A 24,247-nucleotide genomic window follows, 5' to 3' on the forward strand; every position below is an offset into this window, starting at 1 on the left:
TTTGTCGAGGAAGCTTCTCGACGGAAGAGGGGCGATCTGGCCCGCCTGCGGCGGCCTGCTTGACGCAAACGGGCTTTTGATGTCGATACGGCGCAAAGAGGGTTCCGCATGAACGCGCTGCCAGCAAATCCGCCGGACGAAGGCCGTGTCGCGCTGCTCGAGCGGCTCGGCAGCCGCTCGATCGTCTTCGTCGGCCTGATGGGCGCCGGCAAGACCGCAATCGGCCGGAAGGTGGCGACGATGCTTTCCCTGCCCTTCATCGACAGCGACCAGGAGATCGAGAGCGTATCGCGCATGACCGTGCCGGAGCTGTTCGAGCGTTATGGCGAACCTGAGTTCCGGGCGCTGGAGCAGCGCGTGATCTTGCGTCTGCTCGAAAACGGCCCGCAGGTGCTTTCCACCGGCGGCGGCGCCTTCATGAACGCGCAGACGCGCGAGTCGATCGATGCGCATGGCGTCTCGGTCTGGCTGAAGGCCGATCTCGATCTCCTGATGGAGCGGGTTTCGAAAAAGCAGAACCGGCCGCTGTTGAAGAATCCGGATCCGCGCGGCGTTCTGGAGAAGCTGATGGGCGAGCGCTACCCGGTCTATGCCACCGCCGACCTCACGGTTTCGACCCGTGACGACCGCAAGGAAGTCATCGCCAGCGAGGTGGTATGCGCGCTTTGCGCTTACCTCGGGATCGCGCCAATCGCCACCAGCGACGACGAGGTGGAGCCGTGAGCCATAGCGAACCGGTGAAGGTCGAGGTCGGGCTCGGCGACCGTGCCTATGATATACTTATCGGGCCCGGCCTGCTTTCCGGCTCAGGAACCGAAATCGCAGGCCGCCTTCCCGGCACGCGCGCGGCCATCGTCACCGACGAGAACGTCGCCGCAGCGCATCTCGAAACGCTGCAGGCCGGCCTGGAAAAAGGCGGCATCGAGGCCGCCGTCATCACCCTGCCGGCCGGCGAAAAGACCAAGAGCTTCACCCACCTCGAGGAGGTCGTCGACGGCGTGCTCGCCGCCAAGCTCGAACGGCGCGATGTCGTCGTGGCACTTGGCGGGGGCGTCATCGGCGATCTTGCCGGCTTCGCCGCCGGCATCGTGCGGCGCGGGATGAACTTCGTGCAGGTGCCGACATCGCTGCTGGCGCAGGTCGATTCATCCGTCGGCGGCAAGACCGGCATCAACAGCGCGCGCGGCAAGAACCTGGTCGGGGTCTTCAACCAGCCAAAACTGGTGCTTGCCGACACCGGCGTGCTCGACACTTTGCCGATCCGCGAATTCCGCGCCGGCTATGCCGAGCTCGCCAAATACGGGCTGATCGACCGTCCCGGCTTCTTCGCTTGGCTGGAGGAGAATTGGCAAAAGGTGTTCGCCGGCGGCCCGGAGCGGACCGAAGCCATCGCCGAGGCTTGCCGCGCCAAGGCCGATGTGGTCGCCCGCGACGAGTTCGAGACCGGCGACCGGGCGCTGCTCAATCTCGGCCACACATTCGGGCATGCTCTCGAAGCCGCCACGAATTATGACGGTGCCCGTCTCGTCCATGGCGAGGGGGTCGCGATCGGCATGGCGCTGGCGCACCGCTTCTCCGCGCGCCTCAATCTAGCGAGCCCGGACGACGCGGAGCGCGTCGAGGCGCACCTTCGCGCCGTCGGCCTGCCCTGGCGGATGGCCGACATAGCGGGCCAACTGCCGGATGCCGAGACGCTGCTTGGCTTCATCACCCAGGACAAGAAGGTGTCGCGCGGCGCGCTTACCTTCATCCTGACGCGTGGCGTCGGCCAGGCCTTTATCGCCAAGGACGTGCCGCCCTCCGAAGTGCTGTCCTTCCTCAAGGCGAGCCATCCCGGATGATCGACTTCGGCTGGATCGCCGCAGCCGTCCTTGCCGCCGTGATCGTGCTGGCGTTTCTCTTGCGCACGCGGCTCTTCGCGGCGCTCGGCTACAGTCTGCGGCCGATCGAACCGACGGAGCCCGAGCAGGATGAGCCGGACGAGAACGGCGACGAGACCCGCCGCAACGGGCAGGCGCGCGAGGATCGCAACCGGCTGGGCGCGCTTTTCGAACTCGAGGAGCTCGAGGTTTCGGACGTGATGGTCCACCGCACCAACATGCGCTCGGTCAACGCCGACGATCCGCCGGAAATGGTGGTGCGCGAGATTCTGCAGAGCCCGCATACCCGCATGCCGCTCTGGAAAGGCTCGCTCGACAACATCGTCGGCGTGCTGCATGCCAAGGATCTGCTGCGGGCGCTCAACGAGGTCGGCAACGACTTTTCCAAGATCGACGTGACAAAGATCGCGTCGAAGCCATGGTTCGTGCCCGACACCACCACCTTGCAGGATCAGCTCAACGCCTTCCTGCGGCGCAAGGCGCATTTCGCCATCGTCGTCGACGAGTATGGCGAGATGGAAGGGCTGGTGACGCTGGAAGACATCATCGAGGAGATCGTCGGCGAGATCGCGGACGAGCACGATGTCGACATGCAAGGCGTCAAGCAGGAGGCCGACGGCTCGGTCGTCGTCGACGGCACGGTGGCGATTCGCGACCTCAATCGGGCGCTCGACTGGGATCTGCCGGACGAGGAGGCGACGACGATCGCCGGTCTGGTCATTCACGAGACGCAGACGATCCCAGACGAGAAGCAGGCCTTCACCTTTCACGGCAAGCGTTTCGTGGTGATGAAGCGCGACAAGAACCGCATAGCAAGGTTGAGGATCCGGCCCGCCGGCGAGGGTTAGGGTGTGCCGAGGTCAGACCGCCTGCAGACGGCGGCTTCCTGCGTCTCGGAGGTCAAAGTTCCTTCGTGGAGCGCTCGCTGAGCACGGCGCCGGTTTCGGCATCCATTGCCGCCAGGCTAACGTCATAACCCCATAGGCTCCGGATGTGGCGCAAGGTCGCGTCGCGGCTTTCGTCCTCTAGCTGGATGCCGTCCTTGACCTTGTGCTGCAGCCGCAAATGCCGGTCTCCCAGAAGATCCACGTCGACCACCTGGATGTCGGGCCGGCTCGCCCCTACATCGTAGCTTCGGGCCAGCGCGGACCGTATCTTGCTGTAGCCGCGCTCATTATGGATCGAGGCGACCTCGTAATGCGGCTCGTCGGCGCCGTCGGCCAGCACGAAGAGCCGCCATTTCCGGATCAGAGCGGGGCTCAGATACTGGCGGATGAAGGATTCGTCACGGTGGTTGGCCCAGGCATCGAGCAAGGTGTCGCGCCAGTCGCCACGGCCGGCGATGTCCGGAAACCAATCGCGGTCCTCTGCGGTCGGCTCGGTCGAGATGCGCTGGATGTCCTGCATCATGCCGAGGCCCAGCGCATAGGGATTGATCCCGGAATAACGCGGATCGTCATAGGCCGGCTGGAAAACCACGTTCGAATGGTTTCGCAATATCTCGAGCATGGCGCCTTCGCTAATGCGGCCCCGATCGAAAAGCATGTTCATCAACGTGTAGTGCACAAAGGTGGCGCAGCCTTCGTTCATCACCTGGGTTTGCCGCTGCGGGTAAAAATATTGCGCAATCACACGCACGATCCTGATGATCTCGCGCTGCCAGGGCTCAAGCACCAGGCTGTTCTTCTCGAGGAAGTAGAGCAGGTTCTCCTCGGGCAGATTGAGCGATTTCTTCCGCTCGGCCAAGCTTTCGTCCCCTGCCTCCGGCTTGTTCTTGTCCTGCGCGGTCGGCAGCGTGCGCCACAGATCATTGTAGGAACGCTCCTCATATTCGAGGCGCTCGCGAAGGCCTTCGCGCTGCTGTTCCGACGACAGCTTCGGCGGCCGGTGATATCGGAACACGCCTTGCTCCATCAGCGCGTGGGCGGCATCGAGCACCGCCTCGACGGCCTGCAGTCCGTGCCGTTCCTCGCATCGGGCGATGTAGCCCTTGGCGAAGTCCAGATAGCTCAGGATGCCTCCGGCGTCCGTCCATTGCCGGAAGAGATGATTGTTTTTGAAGAAATGGTTGTGGCCAAGCGCGGCATGGGCGGTCACCAGGGCCTGCAAGGCCATGGTGTTTTCTTCCATGAGGTAGACGATGCAAGGGTTGGAGTTGATGACCAGTTCATAGGCCAGACCGCGCGCGCCCTTGCGGTAGAGAAGCTCGTTGTAGAGGAAATGCTTGCCGAACGACCAATGCCGATACATCAGCGGCATGCCGACCGAGGAATAAGCGTCGAGCATCTGCTCGGAGGAAATGACCTCCATCTGCACCGGATAGATGTCGAGGTGAAGCTCTTCGATCCCGATCGCCTCGATCTCGTCGTAGACCCGAGACAGTTTCGCAAAATCCCAGTCCGACCCGGAAAATAACAGTTCGGATTTGCGCGCCTGATTGACCATCGGCCTATGTCCCATCCGCCCGCGTTCTCACGCACTCTTGCGCAGACTAGGCTGCCTTGCGAAGAGCTCGCGAAAGACCGGATAGATATCGGCGGGAGCCGCGATGCGCCTCATCTGGAAATTCGGCCACTTTCCGTCGACCGCGTTGTAGGCGCGCCAGAGCGACGTTCCGTTCTCGGTGGAGCCGAAAATGTGGCTTTCGCGTTCGTCGATGATTTCCACATAAGCGAAATACTGGCACAGGCGCATGAGCTTGCGGTCGAGGAGTTCTATGCAGCGCTCGGAATCGGTGGCGAAGTTGTCGCCGTCGGAAGCCTGAGCGGCATAGATATTCCATTCCGCGACCGGATAGCGCTGCTCTATGATGCGGTGCATTTCCTCGAGCGCCGTCGAGACGACGGTACCGCCGCTCTCGGTGTGGTAGAAGAAGGTGTGCTCGTCCACCTCCTTGGCCTCATGGGTGTGGCGGATGAAAACGATGTCCGTCCTTTCGTAGCGCCGCGTCAGGAACAGATGCAGCAGCACGAAAAACCGTTTGGCCAGATCCTTCTCGCGCTCGCCCATCGATCCCGACACGTCCATCAGGCAAAACATGACGGCGCTGGCATTCGGCACCGGCTGGGGGTCGAAGCGGTTGAACCGAATGTCGACCGGATCGACATAGGCGATCCGCCTGCGCCGGCGTTCAAGCCGATCAACTTCCTCGCGCAGAGCAGCGATGCGTTCGCGCGTTGTCTCGGTTGGCGGCTTCGCTTCCAACTCGGCGATCTGCGTTGAGATGGCGTCCAGCTCCGCCTGCTTGGGACGCCTGAGCGCGATGCGGCGGCCGTGGCTGTTTCGCATGGTGCGTCCGACATTGACGTTGGTCGGCGCCCCGCTTGCCGTGAAGCCCGCCCGTCTTGGCTTGAAGCTCAGTATCTGCTTGAGATTGAGCTTGACCAGATCGGGCAGTTCGAGATCTTCGAAGAAGAGGTCGAGCACTTCCTCGCGCGACAGCACGAAGCGAAAGTCATCCTCGGATTGCTTGGTTCCCGGCGCCGAAGAGCCAGTGCCGCCGCCGCCAGGCTTGGGTATCAGATCACCGGGACTGAACGATTTGTTGCCGGGCAGTATGTGCTGGCGCTGCCCACTGTCCCTGGCGTCGCTGAAGGTCGGTTCGCTGGTGCCTTTGCGGGGCATCGGCACGGCATGCTCGCGGTCGACCTCGGCGATGCGGCCTGTCCGGACATGGTCGCGGATGCTGCGCTTGAGCTCTTCCCGAGCGCGCTTGAGGAAGCGCTGGCGATTGCTCAGGCTCTTGTCCTTCGGATTCAGGCGACGGTCGATGAAGATCGGCATGCGAACCCTTCGGGCTTTGGTCAGCCAGCCTTGTTCACGCGCATGTACCAGTCGACCAGCCGGCGCACCTGCCGCTGAGTGTAGCCGCGCTCCACCATCCGCTGCACGAATTCGTTGTGCCGCTTCTCGGTGACGCTGTCCTGCTTGGAGCCGAAGCTGATCACCGGCAACAAATCCTCGACCTGACCGAACATGCGCTTCTCGATCACCTCGCGAAGCTTTTCATAGCTCGTCCAGGACGGATTGCGGCCATGGTTGCGCGCCCGGGCGCGCAAGGTGAACTTGACCACCTCGTTGCGAAAATCCTTGGGATTGGCGATGCCGGCCGGCTTTTCAACCTGCGACAATTCCTTGTCCAGGACCTCGCGATTGAGGATCTGGCCGGTATCGGGATCCTTGTAGTCCTGATCCTCGATCCAGGCATCGGCATAGGCGATGTAGCGGTCGAAAAGGTTCTGGCCGTACTCGCTATACGATTCCAAGTAAGCCTTCTGGATCTCGTGGCCGATGAACTCGGCGTAGCGCGCTGCAAGTTCCGATTTGATGAACTCGAGGTACGCGGCTTCGGTTTCCTTGGGGAATTGCTCGCGTTTGATCGCCTCCTCGAGGATGTACATCAAGTGCACGGGATCGGCTGCGACCTCCTTGGTGTCGTAGTTGAAAGTCTGCGACAGAATCTTGAAGGCGAAGCGCGTGCTGACCCCGGTCATGCCTTCGTCGACGCCGGCGGCATCGCGATATTCCTGGACCGACTTCGCCTTCGGGTCGATCTCCTTGAGGTTCTCGCCGTCATAGGCGCGCATCTTGGTGTAGAGCGGCGAGTTCTCGTGCTCGGCAAGCCGGGTCGAGACGGTGAAACGGCTGAGGATGTCCAGCACTTCGGGCGCGCAGGGACTGTTCGCCAGATCGCTCTCGCGCAGAAGTTTCTCGTAAATCTGCCTCTCTTCGGTGATGCGAAGGCAATACGGAACCTTGACCACAAGGATGCGGTCGAGGAAGGCCTCATTGTTCTTGTTGTTCTTGAATTGCTGCCATTCCGATTCGTTGGAATGGGCAACGACGATGCCCTGATAGGGGAAGGAGCCGAAATTCTCGGTGCCGTTGTAGCTGCCTTCCTGGGTTGCCGTCAGCAACGGGTGCAGGACCTTGATGGGCGCCTTGAACATCTCGACGAATTCGAGCAGGCCCTGCGTCGTCCGGTTCAAGCCGCCGCTGTAGGAGTAGGCATCCGGATCGGATTGGCTGAAATGTTCCAACTGCCTGATGTCGACCTTGCCGACCAGAGCCGAGACATCCTGGTTGTTCTCGTCGCCGGGCTCGGTCTTGGCGATGGCGATCTGACGCAGACGCGATGGCGACAGCTTGACCACGCTGAATTTGGAAATGTCGCCGGACAGTTCGTCGAGCCGTTTGGCCGCCCAAGGCGAGATGAGCCCATTCAGGCGGCGGCGGGCTATCCCGTATTTGTCTTCCAGCAGATCGCCCATCCGATCGGGGTGGAAAAGGCCAAGCGGCGATTCGAATATAGGGCTGATCTGGTTGCCGACCTTCAGCGTGTAGATCGGGCGCTGTTCCATGAGCTTCTTCAGCCGTTCGGCAAGCGAGGACTTGCCGCCGCCGACCGGCCCGAGCAGGTAAAGGATCTGCTTGCGCTCCTCGAGACCCTGCGAGGCATAACGGAAATACCCGGCGATGCGCTCGATCGTATCCTCCATTCCGTAGAAATCGGAGAAGGAGGGGTACACCTTGATGGTCCGGTTCGAGAAGATGCGCCCGAGCCGCTCATCCTTGCTGGTGTCGACCAGATTGGGCTCGCCGATGGCCTCGACCATTCGTTCGGGCGCCGAGGCATACATGGATTTGTCTTCGCGGCAGCCAAGCAGATACTGCTGGAGGCTCATCTCTTCCTGGGCCGCGTTGGAATATATCTCCGAAAACAGATCGAAGACGTCGGATTGGTTCTCTCGCATGATATTCTGCCCTCAGAGCCGCTCTGGTTGCCAGTCGGCCAGTCGGCTCGTCTCGTATTCAACTGCCGGAAAGCATTGTGGTTCCCTCATATGAGAGAGAGCGCCTGCAATCGGGCATTGACGACTCACAGCACCCGATGCGGACGGAATGCTCACCCATGATGATTAGGTGGTGATGGCCGGGAGAGCTTCAAGGAAAATCTTAGGTTTTCCACTCACATGTCGTGATCGGGAACGTAGAGGCAGAAGGAATGCTGAGAATTCGCGTCGCCTGCGGGCTTACACTCGTGAAAGAACTCGTCACGCGAACGCCTGATCCGACGATCGGAGTAGGGAATGAGTTCTCCGGTGGAGAGCTGGTATCCATATTTCGTTTCTTCACGTCGGCCGTGGGTGCTTGATAGCAGTCCATTCCCGAGCAGCATGAGCTGTCATACTGCCAGCCCGTGGGCGCCTGATGGGCAGCCGCCGGAGCCGAAAGGAATACCGCCAGCGCAATTGCCGGAAACAGGCGCAGAGGTTCCGAACGGCTTGTGCGCCGATTGGGCGGCGCGGATGGAGGTCGATACGTCTTCCTCATTGGTGGTCACCGTTCGGAAGCGTCGGCCGAGGGCATCGGTCCTTCGGTCCGACTAGCAATCCGCCCAGCATGGACGAGGCCAGGGCCGGGCCTGCATCAAACCGCCAGATCAGGCAAATGTTCCATGGTGCTTCCCCGGCGGCGGAGCGCGCCGGCCCATGCAACCGCGGCCCACGACCTCGCGGCCCGGCTACGGGCCGGGGAACCAAAGTCGCCCTATTCGACGGCGGCGCCTATTGGCATATGGGCGATTCAACCACCGCTTCGGGGAGGACGGCGATGCGCTGACTGCCGCTGTCATGGCTTTCTTGAAGGCGACGGTCGCCTGAACCCGCCGGCACTCCTGAAGCTGGATCACCTCAAAGTCGTTGACCGGACATTGCGGCATGAAGACTTGTCGGCTCAATTGTCCGGGGACAATCGGACGAGAGGGAACGCGATGAATGGCGCCGATGTGCTTTGCGATGTGCTGCTGGCGAACGGCGTGAATGTCTGCTTCGCCAATCCCGGTACCTCGGAAATGCACTTCGTCGCGGCGCTCGACCGCAAGCCGGAGATGCGCTGCGTGCTCAGTCTTGCCGAGGGTGTGGTGACGGGTGCCGCCGACGGCTACGCCAGGATGACCGATCGGTCGGCCGCGACGCTGCTCCACACCGGCCCCGGATTGGCCAATGGCCTGGCCAACATCCACAATGCCCGGCGCGCCCGCGTGCCGATGATCAACATCGTCGGCGACCATGCCTCTTATCACCTGCCGCTCGACGCGCCGCTCACCAGCGACATTGAAGGTCTCGCCGCGCCGATGTCGAACTGGGTCCGCCGCATCGCCGGTCCGGCCGACATCGCGCCGGCCGCGCAGGCGGCCTTTCGCGCTTCGCTGACGCCTCCCGGCATCGCTACGCTGATCCTGCCGGCGGACGCGGCGTGGGGAGAGGCCAGTCCGCTCCTGTCGGCCAAGGTGGAGCTTGCGGCGCCGCCTTCGGTCGACGCAGCCATCGTACGCAAGATTGCCGGAGCCATTCGCGCCGCGCCCGGTCGCGTCGGCATGATCCTGCGTGGGCCGGCCGCGCGTGAGGATGCCTTGGAAATCGCCGGACAGATATCGGCGGTTTCGGATGTCCGGCTGTTCAGCGACGTTCTGATCGCCCGGATGCAGCGCGGCCGCGGCCGAGTTGCGCCTACCCGCGTTCCATATCCGATCGACGCCGCGCGCACTCTCCTTGCCGACATCGATCTCCTGATCCTCGTTGGAGCCAAGGAACCGGTGGCGTTCTTTGCCTATCCCGGAAAGCCGAGCCGGCTTGTGAGCGAAGGCTGTGAACTGATGTCGTTGGCCGAGCATGGCGAGAATTTGAAGGCGGCACTCGCTGCGCTTCGCGACGAACTGGGCATCAAACCGTCGCAGCCGGTGCCCGTCGCCACGGCCTTTCCCGATGAGCCGGCCCCACGCGGCAAGCTGACGGACGACGGGGTTGCACTTTCGGTAGCCCGGAAGCTGCCGGAGAATGCGATCGTCTGCGACGAGGCCGTCACCTCGGCGCGGCGCTATTTTGCGCTCTCGGCCTTTGCCGCCCCGCACGATTACATGATGGGCACAGGCGGATCGATCGGCGGCGGCATTCCAATGGCGACTGGCGCGGCCATCGCCTGTCCTGGCCGCAAGGTGCTGAATCTGGAGGCGGACGGCAGCGGCATGTACACGGTGCAGGGATTATGGACCCAGTCGCGGGAAAAGCTCGACGTGGTGACGATCGTCTTTTCCAACCGGACCTACGCCATCCTGCACGGCGAGATGCGCAATGTCGGGGTGAACGCGATCGGCGAGAATGCCAGGCGAATGCTCGACCTTGATCAGCCGGCTCTGGACTGGGTTTCGCTGGCAAGCGGCATGGGGGTGGAAGCAGCCCGCGCCGACACATGCGAGCGCTTCGACGCGCTGCTCGACAGCGCGCTGTCGCGTCCGGGGCCGTTCCTCATCGAAGCGGTGATCTGAGCGGCCCCCGGCCCGCCGAGCTTACCAGCGTGTCTTCTCACCAGGTGCTGCAGGCTCGATCGCCAGCGCGTGCACGCCGGCCTTCAGTTCGTCGGCAAGCAGGTGATTGACGGCGCGGTGGCGCTCGATGCGGTTCATGCCGGCAAAATCCTGCGAGACGATACGGACGCGGAAATGGGTCTCGCCGGTGCCGTCGAAGACGGCCTCGTGGCCGTGCTCGACGTGGTGATGGCCGGCGTGAAGATGGCTTTCGTTGATGACGGTGAGCCTTTCCGGCGAAAATGCCGCCTTCAGCTTGTTTTCCATCGTCGACTGTATGGACATCGGGGCTTCCCTTCACCACATCTGCGGTACCGCCGCAAAATCTGTGCTTTCGACCGCTTTAGGCCGCGATTCAGCGGTTAGGGCGATCATCGGCGAAATGTCAATTCTTGTTTCGCGGTAGCGAACAGCCCATAAATGGGTGAGGATGAAACCGTATCCCAAATATTTCGAGAAGATTCGCATCCGACCGGAAAAGGACGCGGAGCTGAAGTCGCGCGCGCCGATCTGCCAGTGGGACGGTTGCAGCGAGGCCGGTACGCATCGCGCGCCGGTCGGGCGCCTGAAGGAGGGCGAGTATTTCCGCTTCTGCTTTGAGCATGTGCGCGAATACAACAAGAGCTTCAACTACTTCTCGGGCGTGTCGGACAGCGAGATCGCCCGCTTCCAGAAAGAGGCGCTGACCGGACACCGGCCGACCTGGCGCATGGGCGCCAATGGCGGCGGCATGCGTTCGGCACCAGACTTCGCGCAGCAGCGCTCCGGGCGTGCAGGCTACTACAACCGCATGCGCGATCCCTTCAATCTGTTCGGCGGCGGAACGCGCGAAGTGCGCGAGCGCAAGGCAAAGCCGCTTGAGGCCAAGGCGCTGGAAACGCTTGGCCTTGATACAAAGGCGACTGGCAAGGATATCAAGGCACGCTATAAGGAACTCGTAAAGCGCCACCATCCGGATGCGAATGGCGGCGACAGAGGTTCGGAAGACCGGTTCCGCGATGTGCTGCAGGCCTATCGCGTGCTCAAGCAAGCAGGATTGTGCTGAGCGACCCTACGGTCCATGTCGTTTTCCAACTTTCATAAGGTTGGAAAAGGCTCTAAGACCGCCCCCGAACAAATCGATTGCCGGCGAAACGGGGCGTTTCGCCCGTGGAGACGTTGATAGAGATGAACAAGGTCGATCGCGACATCGCCAACCTGCCCGATACGACGGTGCCGGTGAAGGAGAAATTCGGCTTCGACTCCAAGATGGTGGTTCCGGCCTATTCGGCGGCGACCGAGCACGTGCCCGACATCGACCCGGACTATCTGTTCGACAAGGCAACGACTTTGGCGATCCTCGCCGGCTTCGCCTACAACCGCCGCGTCATGGTGTCGGGCTATCACGGCACCGGCAAGTCCACCCATATCGAGCAGGTCGCCGCGCGCCTCAACTGGCCCTGCGTGCGCGTCAATCTCGACAGCCATGTCAGCCGCATCGATCTCGTCGGCAAGGACGCCATCGTCGTCAAGGAAGGCCTGCAGGTCACGGAATTTCGCGACGGCATCCTGCCCTGGGCCTATCAGCACAACGTCGCGCTCTGCTTCGACGAGTACGATGCCGGACGCCCGGACGTGATGTTCGTCATCCAGCGCGTGCTGGAATCGTCGGGCCGGCTGACGCTGCTCGACCAGAGCCGCGTCATACGCCCGCATCCGGCTTTCCGGCTGTTCGCCACCGCCAACACGGTGGGTCTCGGCGACACCACCGGCCTCTATCACGGCACGCAGCAGATCAATCAGGCGCAGATGGACCGCTGGTCGATCGTCACCACGCTCAACTACCTGCCGCACGACAACGAGGTGTCGATCGTGCTGGCCAAGGCCAAGCACTATCGCGACAGCAAGGGCAAAGAGATCGTCAACAAGATGGTGCGCGTCGCCGACATGACGCGCTCGGCCTTCATCAATGGCGACCTGTCGACGGTGATGAGCCCGCGCACGGTCATCACCTGGGCCGAGAACGCCGAGATCTTCGGCGATATCGGCATGGCGTTCCGGCTCACCTTCCTCAACAAATGCGACGAGCTGGAGCGTTCGGTGGTCGCCGAATTCTACCAGCGCGCCTTCGGCGAGGATCTGCCGGAGAGCGCCGCCAACGTGGTGCTGGGGTAAGGCGCGTGCCGGAAGGCTTGGCCTTTCGGACCAAAACGCGCAGGGAATGATCGATGGCGGGTCCGGGCGACAACACGCGCAACAAGCCGAAGAACGGGTCTGAAGCGGACAGCTTCAAGCGCGCCGTTACCGTCTGCATGCGCGCTGTCGCCGGCGACAAGGACCTCGAGGTCGGCTTCGCCAAGGACCGGCCGGCGCTGGCCGGCAACCGCGCCAGGCTGCCCGAGCTGCCGAAGAAGGCTTCCCGCACCGACATCGCGATCACCCGCGGCATCGGCGATTCCATGGCGCTGAAGCGCGCCTGCCACGATCAGCGCATCCACAGCAAGCTGGCGCCGGAAGGCAAGCTCGCGCGGGCCATTTTCGATGCCGTCGAGCAGGCCCGCGTCGAGGCGATCGGCAGCCGCGCCATGCAGGGCGTGGCCGACAATATCGGCTCGATGCTCGAGGACAAATACGCCAGGGCAAACCTGGTCGACGTCAAGGACAAGGCCGACGCCCCGCTCGAGGAGGCGGTGGCGCTGATGGTGCGCGAAAAGCTTACCGGCCGCACCGTGCCGAAGAGCGGCGAGCGACTGGTCGATCTGTGGCGGCCCTGGGTCGAGGAAAAGGCCAGCAGCGACCTCGACGGCCTGTCGTCCAGGCTCGATGACCAGCAAGCCTTCGCCCGCATCGTGCGCGACATGCTCGTCTCGATGGAGATGGCCGAGGAACTCGGCGACGACCAGGAGACGGAAGACTCCGAGGACAACGAGGAAAACGAGCAGCAGGGCGAGGAGCAGAGCGAGGAAGGCGGCGAGGACGATTCCGGCTCCGAACAGTCGCAGTCCGAGGACGCCGAGGCTTCCGCCGACGAGGAAGAGTCGGCCGAAACCGAGGCGACCGACGCCACATCGGACGATCTTTCCGACGAGGATGATTCCGACGCCGAGACGCCGGGCGAGGCGCGCCGCAACGAAAATCCCTTCCTCAACCTGCCGAAGGACATCGACTACAAGGTCTTCACCACCGCCTTCGACGAGACGGTCGGGGCCGAGGACCTTTGCGAGGAAGAGGAGCTCGACCGGCTGCGCGCCTTCCTCGACAAGCAGCTCGCCAATCTCTCCGGCGTCGTCGGCCGCCTGGCAAACCGGCTGCAGCGGCGGCTGATGGCGCAGCAGAACCGCTCCTGGGATTTCGATCTGGAGGAGGGCTATCTCGATCCATCCAGGCTGGTGCGCGTCGTTATCGATCCGATGCAGCCGTTGTCCTTCAAGCAGGAGCGCGACACCAAGTTCCGCGACACGGTGGTGTCGCTGGTGCTCGACAATTCGGGCTCGATGCGCGGGCGGCCGATCACGGTTGCCGCGACTTGCGCCGACATCCTGGCGCGCACTCTGGAGCGCTGCGGGGTTTCGGTGGAAATCCTCGGCTTCACCACACGTGCGTGGAAAGGTGGGCAGGCACGCGAGAAGTGGCTGAAGGACGGCAAGCCGTCGAATCCGGGCCGGCTCAACGATCTGCGCCACATCATCTACAAGTCCGCCGACCATCCGTGGCGGCGCGCGCGCCGCAATCTCGGCCTGATGATGCGCGAGGGCCTGCTCAAGGAAAACATCGACGGTGAGGCGCTGCTTTGGGCGCACAACCGGCTGATCGGCCGGCCGGAACAGCGCAAGATCCTGATGATGATCTCGGACGGCGCGCCGGTCGACGATTCCACGCTCTCGGTCAACCCCGGCAACTATCTGGAGCGCCATTTGCGCGCGGTGATCGATCTCATCGAGACGCGCTCGCCGGTGGAGCTTTTAGCCATCGGCATCGGCCACGATGTCACGCGCTACTATCGCCGCGCCGTCACCATCGTCGATGCCGAAGAGCTGGCCGGCGCCATGACGGAGCAATTGGCATCGCTGTTCGGCGAGGAGAGCGCGCGCGACACGCGGCGCGGTGGCTTGAGGCGCGCCGGATGATCCTTTCGCGGGGCGGATGCCGGCGGACGGCTTTTGTTTGCGCGCTGGTCTGTTCGGCCGCCTCTCCGGTCTTCGCCGAGGGAGGCGCTGCGGTTGAGACGATCGAAGTTTCAGCGCGGCCGATCACCGAGTTCCATATCGGCCGCGACCGGAAACAGTTCGGGTCGCTCGAGTTCGTCGGCGGGCTGGAGATGACCTCGCCGTCGCGCGATTTCGGCGCACTTTCGGCTTTCCGCTTCCTCAAATCAGGCAGCGATTTTATTGGCGTCACCGATGCCGGCTTCTGGTTCTTCGGCACCATCACCCACGATGCCGACAAGCGCCCCTCGGGCGTGTCGAATTTCCGCATGCAGCAGATGGTCGACGCCTCGGGCCAGCCGATCGAGAAGAAATGGGAGGTCGACGCCGAAGGCCTCGCGGTCAAGGACGGTATCGCCACCGTCGGTTTCGAGCGCGACCAGCGCGTCGTCCAGTTCAAGGTCGAGCCGGACAATATGAAGGCTCCGTTCAAGACGCTCGACTATCTGGTCCCGGCGCGGGAGCTGCGCCAGAACCGCGGCTTCGAGACGGTCACACACGCCAACCCTTACGGCCAGCACGAGGGTGGCCTGGTCGTGGTGTCGGAAAAGAGCCTCGACAAGGCCGGCAACATCTATGCCGCCATCATCGAGGGACCGAGGAAGGGCGTCTTCACCGTCAAGCGCAACGGCAATTTCGACATCACCGACGGCGCCTTCCTGCCCGATGGCGACCTGCTGCTACTCGAACGCAGCTTCTCGATGGCGCGCGGGGTGAAGATGCGGCTGAGGCGTATCTATGGCGAGAGCATCGAGAAGGGCGCGGTCGCCGACGGTCCGGTGCTGATCGACGCCGATATGGGCTACCAGATCGACAATATGGAAGGGCTCGACGTCTGGACCCGCGACGACGGCGCGCTGATGGTGTCGCTGGTGTCGGACGACAATCAATCGATCCTGCAGCGGAACCTCTACCTGGAATTCATCCTGCACCAGGACTGAGCGGTGCTTGATTTTGTCCAATTCGGGACGCAAAACCGCTACGCATTTTCCCGAAGTGCCGGCCCTCAGCGGACTTTATAGATCTCGACCGGCTTGCTCGCCGTCGCGCTGTCCAGTTCCAGCCAATCGGGAACGTCCCGCTTCAGCAGCCGCGCGGCCAGGCCCGTGGGAGCTTGGGCTGCGAGCGAAAGCTCTTCCGAATTGCCGCGGCATATGGCGACCAGCCCGACATGTTCGCGCTCAATGATGGCACGGGCGGCATCCGGCTTTCCCATGAAGGCGTCGAGCATGGCGAGATTGCCGCCGACATTGCGATGATAGGGGCCGGCCAACGCCCTATGGCCGGTAAACATCAAGATGGGGGAGCCGAGGTTGGAGGACGCAAGCACCGTCGTTGCCGGCATGCCGGCCAGGTCGCTGAAGTCCGAGGCCTTGCCGCAGGTCAGCGCATGATCGGCATCGGAATTGATCTTGGTGGGTGCCTTTTGGACCACGGACTGCGCGGCGACGGCGACGCCGGCCCAGGTCGCATTGAGCGACACCAGCCATGCCGCCGCGATGCGGGTGGAGACGCGCCACGATTGCGCGGCGGTTGCCTGCAGGCGAACTCCGGCGATCCAGGTCGAGAGCGGCAGCACCGCGAAGGCAACCGAGAAGGTCGAGCCGCGCACCTGCCATAGGCTGACGGCGAAAGCGACGATCAGCAGCACGGCGGTAAGGGCTTCCTCGCGGCGCAGGCGGCGGCTGCGCAGCTGAAGGCCAATCAACAGGATTGCGATGAAGGGCGTCACATAACGCGCCGCCATCAGCTTCGGCTCGTTGACGGCCACGCTGAGGAAGGGCTGCGCCTCAACGACGTCGTTCAGCCAATAGGTGCGAATGCGCTGATCCATGCCGGCATAGGGCGATGCCAGGCATTGCGGAAAGAACAGGAGCGCAACGGCCGCAATTGCAACGGCCAACGCGGACATTGAGAGGAACCGCCTCTTAGCCGTCGACTGTCCGGGTAGACCCGCAATCGCCGCCAGTCCAAAGCCCGACAGCGCCGCGATGACGAACTGGAAAGCCGAGAAGGCGTCGCACTCGGCCACGCCCCAGGCCGACGGCGGTATGGTGGCAACAAGAACCACCAAGGCTATCGCGGCAAATCCGATGCCGAAGCCGCGCGCGGTCTGGCGCTCCCTTTCATCGAAGATGAAGAGCACGGCGGCGCAGGCGCCAAGTGTGGCCACATAAGGCGCCGTCTCCATCCCGACGGCAAGGGTGAGGCCTGCACACAGGCCGGACAGAAGAGCGGCTGACCGCCGGAAGGGAGCCTCCGTCATAAGCCAGAGACTGGCTGCCGTGAGCAGGAGCTGGACGTTGTGGTGGTCAAGGGTGCCAGGGTGGAAAATGCCGATAAAGAACAGCGCCGCAGTGGACAGCACCAGCGCAGGCATCGCCACGTCCGTACCGGCGAAACGCCGGGAAGCGCGCAGGATGACGAATATGGTGAGCCCATATAGGGAAAGCGGCCAGATGATCTGCGCTGCCTTTTCGGCGGCAGCCGTGCTGGCGCCCAGGGCCTGGAAGGTGAAGATGATCAGCGCGATCGGGGTGTCGACCAGCCGCGACCAGTGCATGACGAAGCCGCCGGTCAGGCCCATCCTGTATTGATGAAGATCGAACCAGCCCTGTCCAGCCAGGAGGTCGCGAACTTCGACCAACCTCAGCATGCTGTCATTGTCGGCGCCAAGGTCCGCGATGGTCGGGAAGCCGGAGATCGCATTGATCCCCAGCACGAGCAGCGTCGCGCAGAGCGCAAGCAGAAGGTCATGTTTCCAACCGGTGCCCTGGATGGTCATGTTGATGGCAATGTCCTGGATCGTTTTGGCGATCCTGCACCAATGGCCGTAACAAAGCGTAAAGCCGCGAAGGGCCGCTTCAAGGGTCGGGCGATGGCCGGCTGGCTCCAGCGGGCGGCAAGCAGCCGGTAGGGGATCAGCGCCACCACCGCGATGATCAGCTTGACCGAGAGATCGCCCAGCGCCCAGGACACCCAGCGCATGGTTTCGACAGGCAGCACGCCCATCAGCGGTGCCGTCTCCAGCGCGAAGCCGTCGTTCGGCCCGACAAAGGCGAAGGCGGCGGAGAAGCCGACGCCGAAGAACACCACCGTGTCGAAGACAGAGCCGACCAGCGTGCCGACGATCGGCGCGCGCCACCAGCTTTGGCGGCGCAGACGATTGAACACGGTTACGTCGAGCAGTTGTGCGGCGAGGAAGGCGGCGCCGGACGCGGCCGCGATTCGCACCAGCCGGTCAGCGGCGGTCTCGAACGCGATCAGACCGTGGCGGAACAGGAAGGGCGGAACAAGGATCGAGCAGACGACCGCCGTCATGAAGCCGACGAAGACCACTTTGCGCGCCACCGCGGGGCCGTAGCGACGATTGGCAAGATCGGTGACCAGGAAGGAGAAAGGATAGGTGAAGGCGCCCCAGGTGAGCAGGTCGGCCAGCGACAGGCCGCCGATCTGGCCCTGCATCGGGAACTGGACAAGGATATTGGACGCCACGACGACAAGCGCCATGGCGGCCACGAAAGGCAGGTATCGTGAAAGGAAGTTCATTTTTTTATCCTGGGTAATGGAACCAGCCGAGCGTCATGACGGCGCTCAGGTCCGAGCACCAGTTGGAGCCGGTGCTCGAGGCGGTCGTCCCCCGCCTGAAAAGAGAGCTTTAGGCGGCCGACTGCTCGGCGAGCTTCTTCGCGATCTGCTTCTTCAGCAGGCGAGCGCGCTGCGACAGCTCCTTGGCGTCGGCCTTGGCCAAGAACGCGTCGAGGCCGCCGCGATGCTCGACCGAACGCAGCGCGTTGGCCGAAATGCGCAGGCGAACGTTCTGGTTCAGCACTTCAGAAATCAGCGTCACATTGACCAGGTTCGGCAGGAAGCGACGCTTGGTCTTGTTGTTGGCATGGCTCACATTGTGGCCGGTCTGGACTGCCTTGGCAGTGAGCTCGCAGGTGCGGGACATCTTGTCTAACCTTCAGTTCTAACCCTGCCAAACCATTCTGCCCGCGCCAGGCGGCGCGCGGTCTCGGTCAGGCGGCCTTTGGAAAAAGTTGGCGTTCCATAGTTGCATTTCGCCACTACGTCAAGCTCCGGCACCTACGCGGCGGCCAAGCTCGCTCCATATAAAGGCCGGAATTCGTCGTATAAGCCCTGCGCGAAGGGATTGCCAGGCTGAAACCGTTGCGTTTCCGCCAGTATCAAGGACCTGCCGCCGCCATGCTTTGCCCATCCCATGCCCTTGCTGCGCTGCTCGCCGTCGCTGTGCCTTCAACCGCCTTCGCTGCTGCCTCGCCGCAGTCCTTCAAGGGCGAATACACCGTGTCGTTCCTGGGCCTTTCGGTCGCCAGGGCGACGTTTTCCAGCCGTTACGACGGCGACACCTATGCCATCAATGGCACCGTCTCGGCCGCCGGCATCGCCAAGCTGTTCGACGATACGAAAGGCACGATCTCGTCGAAGGGTACGATTTCGGGCCAGCAGATGCGGCCGCGGGCCTTCCGGGCCGACTATACTTCCGGCAAGAAGGCATCGGTGGTCGACATACGCTTCGCCGATGGCGACGTCTCCTCGACGAAGGTCGTTCCGGAGCCCGGCAAGCGCGATCCCAAGAATTGGGTGCCGGTCGGCTCCGGCGACCTGAAATCGGTGGTCGATCCGATGGCCGCGACCGTCGTCCATGCCGACAGCCTGGACAAGGTCTGCGGGCGGACCGTCAAATTCTACGATGGCGAGATGCGCGCCAACCTGTCGCTGACCTATGCCTCGAAAGGCTCGATCTCGGTGCCGGGCTACAAGGGCGACACCGTGACCTGCAAGATGGGCTTCGAGCCGGTGGCGGGCTATCGCAAGGGCCGCAAGGCGCTGGACTTCCTGAAGAACAAAAGCCGCATGATGGTGACATTTGCACCCGTCGGCCAATCCGGCGTATATGCGCCGATCCGCGCCACGGTCGGGACCCAGATCGGCCCGCTGACCATCAGCGCAAGACGGTTCGAAGCAGCCGAATAAGTTAGGCGCCACGGCGCGCCGCCGAGGATAGGCATGGGGCGCGCAACACTGATCGGTTTCTCGGCGGTCGCCATGTGGGCGCTGCTTGCACTGCTCGCCGAAGCCTCGCGGCTGCGCAAGACCGGCGGAGCGCGCGCATGATGCCGTTTCCGGGCGGCATCGACGCCAATCCCAATGCGACGCTTTTGTTCTCGATCGCCGCCGCCGCGATTTACGTCCTTGCGCTCGAGCTGCCGCCACGCCTCGCCCGTTCCGCCGCCAAGACGCTGGCCGTGGCCTTGCTGGCGGCGCTCGCCGTCATGCAGGGCGGTCCGCCGCTGCTCGTCGCAGCGCTGGCGCTCAGCGCTGCCGGCGACGCGTTCCTCTCCCAAGACGGTGAAAAAGCCTTTCTTGGAGGGCTGGCGAGCTTTCTTGCCGCGCATGTCGCCTATGTCGCCTTGTTCCTGAACGCCGGTGGCGGAATCGGCCTGCTCACCGCCGAGTCCTGGCGCGGCGCCATTGCGCTGGCGCTGGCGGTTTTCGTTAGCACGATGCTCGCCGCGCTTTGGCGGCGCGTCGGACCTGCCCTGCGCGTTCCGGTCGCCGTCTATGCCGGGGCGATCCTCGCCATGGGTGTTTCGGCGCTCACGACCTTCCATCCCTGGGTTATCGCCGGAGCCGTGCTGTTCATCATATCGGACGGGCTGCTGGCGGCAGAGCGCTTCCTGCTGGCCGCGAGTTCGCCGCATCGCGTTTGGATGCGCTATGCGGTCTGGGTGCTCTATTATGCGGCCCAGTTGGCGATCACGCTTGGTTTCCTGCTGGCTTAGGCTGTTTTCGGCTGCCAGCCCGGCTCGGCCAGATCGAAGGCGGCGAAATCGAAGCCCGGTGCCACCGTGCAGCCGACCAGCGTCCATTCGCCGAGGCTGCGCGCCGACTGCCAACAGCCGGCCGGGACCACGATCTGCGGCCGCTCGCCGGCGGCGAGTGCCGCGCCCAATAGATGTTCGACGACGGTGCCGGAGCCTTCCTCATGCATGGCGAGCGCCAGCGGCGCGCCGGCATAGAAATGCCAGACCTCCGCCGCGTCCTTGACCCGGTGCCAGGCCGAACGTTGGCCTTCCTCCAAAAGGAAGTAGATCGCGGTCGAATAGCCGCGCGTGCCACCTTCCGCGTCGCGAAACGTCTCGGCATACCAGCCGCCCTCGGGGTGCGGCTCGAGGCCGAGCGCGGCGATGATTTCGGCGGCGCTGGTCATGCAGGAACGCTCAGAAGTTATCCTTGCGCTTGCGGATCTCGGCGAACACGTCCGTGTCGCTCGCCCTTTCCATGCCGAGATGCCTGCGGATCGCCGGGTCGTGCCAGCGCAGGAACGGATTGGTCGACAGTTCCTCGCCGATCGTCGTCGGCAGGGTCGGCTTGTTGTCGGCGCGCAGCTTCTCGATCCTGGCGGCGCGCTCTTTCAAAGCTGAATTGCTGGGGTCGACGGTCAGCGCGAAACGCGCGTTGGCCAATGTGTATTCGTGGCCGCAATAGATGACGGTCTCGGCCGGAAGGGCGGCAAGCTTCTTCAGCGATTCGTGCATAATCGGCGGCTTGCATTCGAAGAGCCGGCCGCAGCCCAGCGCAAACAGCGTGTCGGCGGTGAAGGCCACCTTCGAGGCCGGCAAATGGTAAGAGACATGGCCGGCGGTATGGCCGGGCGTCTCGATGACCTCGATCTCTTCTTCGCCGAGGCGGATGACGGAACCCTGGCTGACCGTCTCGTCGATGCCGGGGATCTTCGCCTGTTCCGCTTCCGGTCCGACGATGGTGAGCCTGAAGCGCTCCTTCAGGGCCAGGTTGGCCTCGACATGGTCGCCATGATGATGCGTGGTCAGGATCATCGTCGGGGACCAGCCGGTGCGCTTGATCGCAGCCAGGATCGGCGCTTCTTCCGGGGCATCGATGATCGCCGTCTGCCCGCTTCTGGGGTCATGCACCAGAACGCCGAAATTGTCGGTGCGGCACATGAACTGTTCGATTTCGACCGGCATCTCGTCGCTCTCCGTTGTGGCCGCAGACATAGGGCGCCCGGCCGCGGATGTCATCCGCCTTTGTTGAACTCGCCGGATATCGCGGCTACCGTCCGGCGTATGCATTCCGATATCGTCGATCTCCGGTCCTTCTATTCGACCACGCTCGGGCGCCTCGCCGAGCGCGCGATCACCATGTCGCTGTCGTCGATATGGGCGCCCGTTCCGAACGAGCGCCTGGTCGGTCTCGGCTACACGCTACCGTGGCTGGAGCGGTTCGGCGCCGATGCCGAGCGCGTCTTTGCCTTCATGCCGGCGACGCAAGGGGCGGTGGTCTGGCCGGCGACGGGGCCGACGGCGACGGCGCTGGTCTTCGACGAGGAGCTGCCGCTGGTCGATTCCTGCATCGACCGCATGCTGCTCGTCCACTCGCTCGAACATGTCGAAAATCCGCGCGAGACGCTGAACGAGATCTGGCGCGTGCTGTCGCCGGCGGGCAGGGTCGTCATCGTCGTGCCCAACCGGCGCGGCGTCTGGGCGCGTTTCGAGCACACGCCCTTCGGCAACGGCCGGCCGTTCTCGCGCGGCCAGCTCACCGAATTGCTACGCGAGGCCAATTTCACGCCGGCCGCATGGTCGGACGCGCTGTTCTTCCCGCCATCGCCGCGGCGCTCCATGATGCAGTTCCACAACGTGCTGGAGCGAGCCGGCCGGCGGCTCTGGCCGATCTTTTCCGGGGTCATCGTCGTCGAGGCGCAGAAGCGGCTCTACCAGGGCGTGCCTGTCGCGCAGCGCGCGTCGCGCCGCGTCTTCGTGCCGGTGTTCTCGCCGCAGGGCGCAACGACGCTCGGGCGTCGGGGCGACGACCCGGTGCCGCAGGCAGGCGGATGACGCGTTCGTGATCGGGGCCAAGCCTTGCGTCATACGGCAATCGTCACCCTATCTCAGAGGCGGGTTCGGGGTGCGGCATCGCCGCCAATGACCGTTCCTGGCAGCAGGGATCTCGCATATGGACCACACGCCCAGTATCGAACAGGCTGCGTTCTCAGTCGAGACGAGCCGCCTCTCAGACCAGCTGGCGGCGATCAGGCTGGCGCTGAAGGTATCCCCAGTGCGCAGGCGGCTCCTGTGGGCCTCGATCGGCATTGTCGGCGTCATCGTCGCGACCTCGATCGGGCAAGTGCTGCTCAATCGCTGGAACCAGCCTTTCTACGATGCCCTGGCGCGGCGCGACCTGCCGGGCTTCCTGCATCAGCTGATGGTATTTGCCGCAATTGCCGGCAGCCTCCTGGTGCTCAATGTCGGCCAGACCTGGCTCAACCAGACGATCCGGCTGAAGTTGCGCGAGGCGCTGACGCTCGACCTGATCGATGAATGGATGCGGCCGGCGCGTGCGTTCCGGCTCACCCATGCGGGTGCGATCGGCGTCAATCCCGATCAGCGCATGCAGCAGGATGCGGGGCATCTCTCCGACCTGTCGACCGATCTCGGCGTCGGCCTGCTGCAATCCTTCATCCTGCTTGTATCCTTCATCGGCGTGCTGTGGGAGCTCTCTTCCGGCTTCGTCTTCCATGTCGGCGGCCATTCGCTGGAAATACCGGGCTACATGGTCTGGGCGGCGATCCTCTATGCCGGCATCGCCTCCTGGCTGAGCTGGCTGGTAGGCCGGCCGCTGATCCGCTTCAACAGCGATCGCTACACGCGCGAGGCCGTGCTGCGCTCCTCCGTGGTCCGCGTCAACGAGAATGTCGACGCCATCGCGCTCACCCATGGCGAGGCGGACGCCAGGCGGCAGCTCGAGCTCGACCTCGGCGGCGTGCTCGATGCCATGCGGCGCATCTACAGCGCCCAGATCAACCTGTCCTGGGTTACCGACGCCTATGGCTGGATCACCGTGGTGGCGCCGATTCTGGTCGCCGCACCGGTCTATTTCGCGGGCGACATCAGCTTCGGCGGTTTGATGATGGCCGTCGGCGCCTTCAACCAGGTGAATTCCTCGCTGCGCTGGTTCATCAACAACATCGGCGCCATCGCCGATTGGCGGGCAACGCTGATGCGCGTTGCCGACTTTCGCATCGCGCTCGGCGAAACGGACATCCTGCATGCCAAGCAAAAGCGCATCGCGTTCGGCGAAAACGCAAATGGCACGCTGACATTCGACAAGCTCGAAGTCGCCTCGCCCGACGGCTGCACCAGGCTTGCGGAGACGGAGGTCGAGATAAAGGCCGGCGAGCGCGTCATGATCACCGGCGATCCGCGCGCCGGCAAGACGCTGTTCTTCCGCGCGATCGCCGGCCTCTGGCCATGGGGCGGGGGCCGCATTGGCATGCCGGCCGGAGAGACACCGTTCTTCGTGCCGCGCACCCCCTATTTCCCGCTCGGCACGCTGCGCGACGTGCTCAACCATGCCGAAGGCGCCAAGATCGACGACGCCGAGATTTCCGCCGTGCTCGGTGAAGTCGGCCTCGAGCGCCTCTCGTTCCAGCTCGACCGCTCGGCGCGCTGGGAGCATGAGCTGGCCGACGACGAGCAGCGGCTGCTCGCCTTCGCCCGGCTGGCGCTGAGGAAGCCGAAATGGGTGATCATCGACGAAGCGCTGGATACATTCGACGGCGCCACGCTTCGGCGCGTGCTGGCGATGCTGCAGTCCAGACTGCCGCACGCCGCCATCCTCAATATCGGGCGCGGTCTGCACAACAACCAGTTCTTCCCGCGCGCGCTCACCATCGTAAAGGACAGCGGCGGATCGGCGCTCAAGCCGGCCCGTCTCCGCGCCGGGGCGATCGAGCCCCCGCCTGTTGCCGCGCGCGCCAAGAAATAGCT

21 protein-coding genes are annotated in these 24,247 nt (G+C 63.7%); 12 read left to right on the forward strand and 9 right to left on the reverse strand.

Annotated features, from left to right (window positions below; translation table 11 throughout):
* Positions 1 to 108: 108 nt before the first annotated feature.
* From CK215_RS12380 to CK215_RS12390, 3 genes are read left to right on the forward strand one after another with little or no spacing between them, the layout of a single operon-like run.
* On the forward strand, positions 109 to 723 hold the full coding sequence (locus tag CK215_RS12380; protein WP_095828424.1) for a shikimate kinase: 615 nt from the start codon (positions 109 to 111) through the stop codon (positions 721 to 723).
* Positions 720 to 1,841 carry a 3-dehydroquinate synthase gene (aroB, locus tag CK215_RS12385; protein ID WP_067319186.1) on the forward strand — a complete coding sequence of 374 codons (1,122 nt, stop codon included), beginning with the start codon at positions 720 to 722 and terminating at the stop codon, positions 1,839 to 1,841. Before CK215_RS12380 ends, aroB begins: the two co-directional genes overlap by 4 nt.
* Positions 1,838 to 2,728 (forward strand): transporter associated domain-containing protein, encoded by an 891-nt coding sequence (locus CK215_RS12390; RefSeq protein WP_066990350.1) that lies wholly within the window; start codon positions 1,838 to 1,840, stop codon positions 2,726 to 2,728. The genes aroB and CK215_RS12390 overlap by 4 nt, the downstream gene beginning before the upstream one ends.
* 52 nt (positions 2,729 to 2,780) lie before the next feature.
* Here the strand turns inward: CK215_RS12390 and CK215_RS12395 are convergent, their stop codons facing one another.
* From CK215_RS12395 to CK215_RS12405, 3 genes are read right to left on the reverse strand one after another with little or no spacing between them, the layout of a single operon-like run.
* On the reverse strand, positions 2,781 to 4,325 hold the full coding sequence (locus CK215_RS12395; RefSeq protein ID WP_095824001.1) for a SpoVR family protein: 1,545 nt from the start codon (positions 4,323 to 4,325) through the stop codon (positions 2,781 to 2,783).
* 27 nt (positions 4,326 to 4,352) lie between these two features.
* Positions 4,353 to 5,663 carry a YeaH/YhbH family protein gene (locus CK215_RS12400; protein WP_095831071.1) on the reverse strand — a complete coding sequence of 437 codons (1,311 nt, stop codon included), beginning with the start codon at positions 5,661 to 5,663 and terminating at the stop codon, positions 4,353 to 4,355.
* Between the two features lie 20 nt (positions 5,664 to 5,683).
* Positions 5,684 to 7,633, reverse strand: coding sequence for a PrkA family serine protein kinase (locus tag CK215_RS12405; protein ID WP_066990342.1), 1,950 nt, complete (start codon positions 7,631 to 7,633; stop codon positions 5,684 to 5,686).
* A 1,019-nt stretch (positions 7,634 to 8,652) separates the two neighbouring features.
* Between CK215_RS12405 and CK215_RS12410 the strand changes: the two genes are divergently transcribed.
* Positions 8,653 to 10,206, forward strand: coding sequence for an acetolactate synthase large subunit (locus CK215_RS12410; protein ID WP_095831072.1), 1,554 nt, complete (start codon positions 8,653 to 8,655; stop codon positions 10,204 to 10,206).
* 21 nt (positions 10,207 to 10,227) lie between these two features.
* On the opposite strand, the gene CK215_RS12415 is transcribed toward CK215_RS12410, so the two are convergent.
* Entirely contained in the window at positions 10,228 to 10,530 is a 303-nt protein-coding gene (locus CK215_RS12415; protein WP_095782453.1) for a BolA family transcriptional regulator, read from the reverse strand.
* Between the two features lie 145 nt (positions 10,531 to 10,675).
* On the opposite strand from CK215_RS12415, the gene CK215_RS12420 reads away from it, so the two are divergent.
* From CK215_RS12420 to CK215_RS12435, 4 genes are all read left to right on the forward strand, one after another.
* Entirely contained in the window at positions 10,676 to 11,290 is a 615-nt protein-coding gene (locus CK215_RS12420; protein WP_066990335.1) for a J domain-containing protein, read from the forward strand.
* Between the two features lie 122 nt (positions 11,291 to 11,412).
* Entirely contained in the window at positions 11,413 to 12,399 is a 987-nt protein-coding gene (gene cobS / locus CK215_RS12425; protein WP_066990333.1) for a cobaltochelatase subunit CobS, read from the forward strand.
* Positions 12,400 to 12,452: 53 nt separating this feature from the next.
* Positions 12,453 to 14,351 (forward strand): cobaltochelatase subunit CobT, encoded by a 1,899-nt coding sequence (cobT, locus tag CK215_RS12430; protein ID WP_095831073.1) that lies wholly within the window; start codon positions 12,453 to 12,455, stop codon positions 14,349 to 14,351.
* Positions 14,348 to 15,370 (forward strand): esterase-like activity of phytase family protein, encoded by a 1,023-nt coding sequence (locus tag CK215_RS12435; RefSeq protein ID WP_095831074.1) that lies wholly within the window; start codon positions 14,348 to 14,350, stop codon positions 15,368 to 15,370. Before cobT ends, CK215_RS12435 begins: the two co-directional genes overlap by 4 nt.
* A 65-nt stretch (positions 15,371 to 15,435) precedes the next feature.
* On the opposite strand, the gene CK215_RS12440 is transcribed toward CK215_RS12435, so the two are convergent.
* The 3 genes from CK215_RS12440 to rpmB all read right to left on the reverse strand — a co-directional run bounded on the left by CK215_RS12440 (position 15,436) and on the right by rpmB (position 18,384).
* Positions 15,436 to 17,214 (reverse strand): polysaccharide biosynthesis protein GtrA, encoded by a 1,779-nt coding sequence (locus tag CK215_RS12440; RefSeq protein WP_095831075.1) that lies wholly within the window; start codon positions 17,212 to 17,214, stop codon positions 15,436 to 15,438.
* Positions 17,211 to 17,978, reverse strand: a complete 768-nt coding sequence (locus CK215_RS12445) for a queuosine precursor transporter (protein WP_245418669.1) — start codon at positions 17,976 to 17,978, stop codon at positions 17,211 to 17,213. The genes CK215_RS12440 and CK215_RS12445 overlap by 4 nt, the downstream gene beginning before the upstream one ends.
* Positions 17,979 to 18,087: 109 nt before the next feature.
* On the reverse strand, positions 18,088 to 18,384 hold the full coding sequence (gene rpmB, locus CK215_RS12450) for a 50S ribosomal protein L28 (RefSeq protein WP_066990317.1): 297 nt from the start codon (positions 18,382 to 18,384) through the stop codon (positions 18,088 to 18,090).
* A gap of 254 nt (positions 18,385 to 18,638) precedes the next feature.
* Between rpmB and CK215_RS12455 the strand changes: the two genes are divergently transcribed.
* Positions 18,639 to 19,430 (forward strand): DUF3108 domain-containing protein, encoded by a 792-nt coding sequence (locus CK215_RS12455; RefSeq protein WP_095782781.1) that lies wholly within the window; start codon positions 18,639 to 18,641, stop codon positions 19,428 to 19,430.
* A gap of 137 nt (positions 19,431 to 19,567) precedes the next feature.
* Entirely contained in the window at positions 19,568 to 20,239 is a 672-nt protein-coding gene (locus CK215_RS12460; RefSeq protein WP_066990310.1) for a lysoplasmalogenase, read from the forward strand.
* On the opposite strand, the gene CK215_RS12465 is transcribed toward CK215_RS12460, so the two are convergent.
* The gene (locus CK215_RS12465; protein WP_066990307.1) at positions 20,236 to 20,667 is read right to left on the reverse strand and encodes a cupin domain-containing protein; all 432 of its coding nucleotides are present in this window, start codon (positions 20,665 to 20,667) and stop codon (positions 20,236 to 20,238) included. The genes CK215_RS12460 and CK215_RS12465 overlap by 4 nt on opposite strands.
* Positions 20,668 to 20,677: 10 nt before the next feature.
* Entirely contained in the window at positions 20,678 to 21,445 is a 768-nt protein-coding gene (gloB, locus tag CK215_RS12470; RefSeq protein WP_095831132.1) for a hydroxyacylglutathione hydrolase, read from the reverse strand.
* 99 nt (positions 21,446 to 21,544) lie between these two features.
* On the opposite strand from gloB, the gene CK215_RS12475 reads away from it, so the two are divergent.
* Together CK215_RS12475 and CK215_RS12480 are read left to right on the forward strand one after the other, a co-directional pair.
* Positions 21,545 to 22,315, forward strand: coding sequence for a methyltransferase domain-containing protein (locus CK215_RS12475; RefSeq protein ID WP_095779335.1), 771 nt, complete (start codon positions 21,545 to 21,547; stop codon positions 22,313 to 22,315).
* Positions 22,316 to 22,433: 118 nt separating this feature from the next.
* Positions 22,434 to 24,245, forward strand: coding sequence for an ABC transporter ATP-binding protein/permease (locus tag CK215_RS12480; RefSeq protein WP_095831076.1), 1,812 nt, complete (start codon positions 22,434 to 22,436; stop codon positions 24,243 to 24,245).
* Positions 24,246 to 24,247 lie beyond the last annotated feature (2 nt).

It is taken from the genome of Mesorhizobium sp. WSM3864, assembly GCF_002294955.1.
Classification (GTDB): domain Bacteria; phylum Pseudomonadota; class Alphaproteobacteria; order Rhizobiales; family Rhizobiaceae; genus Mesorhizobium.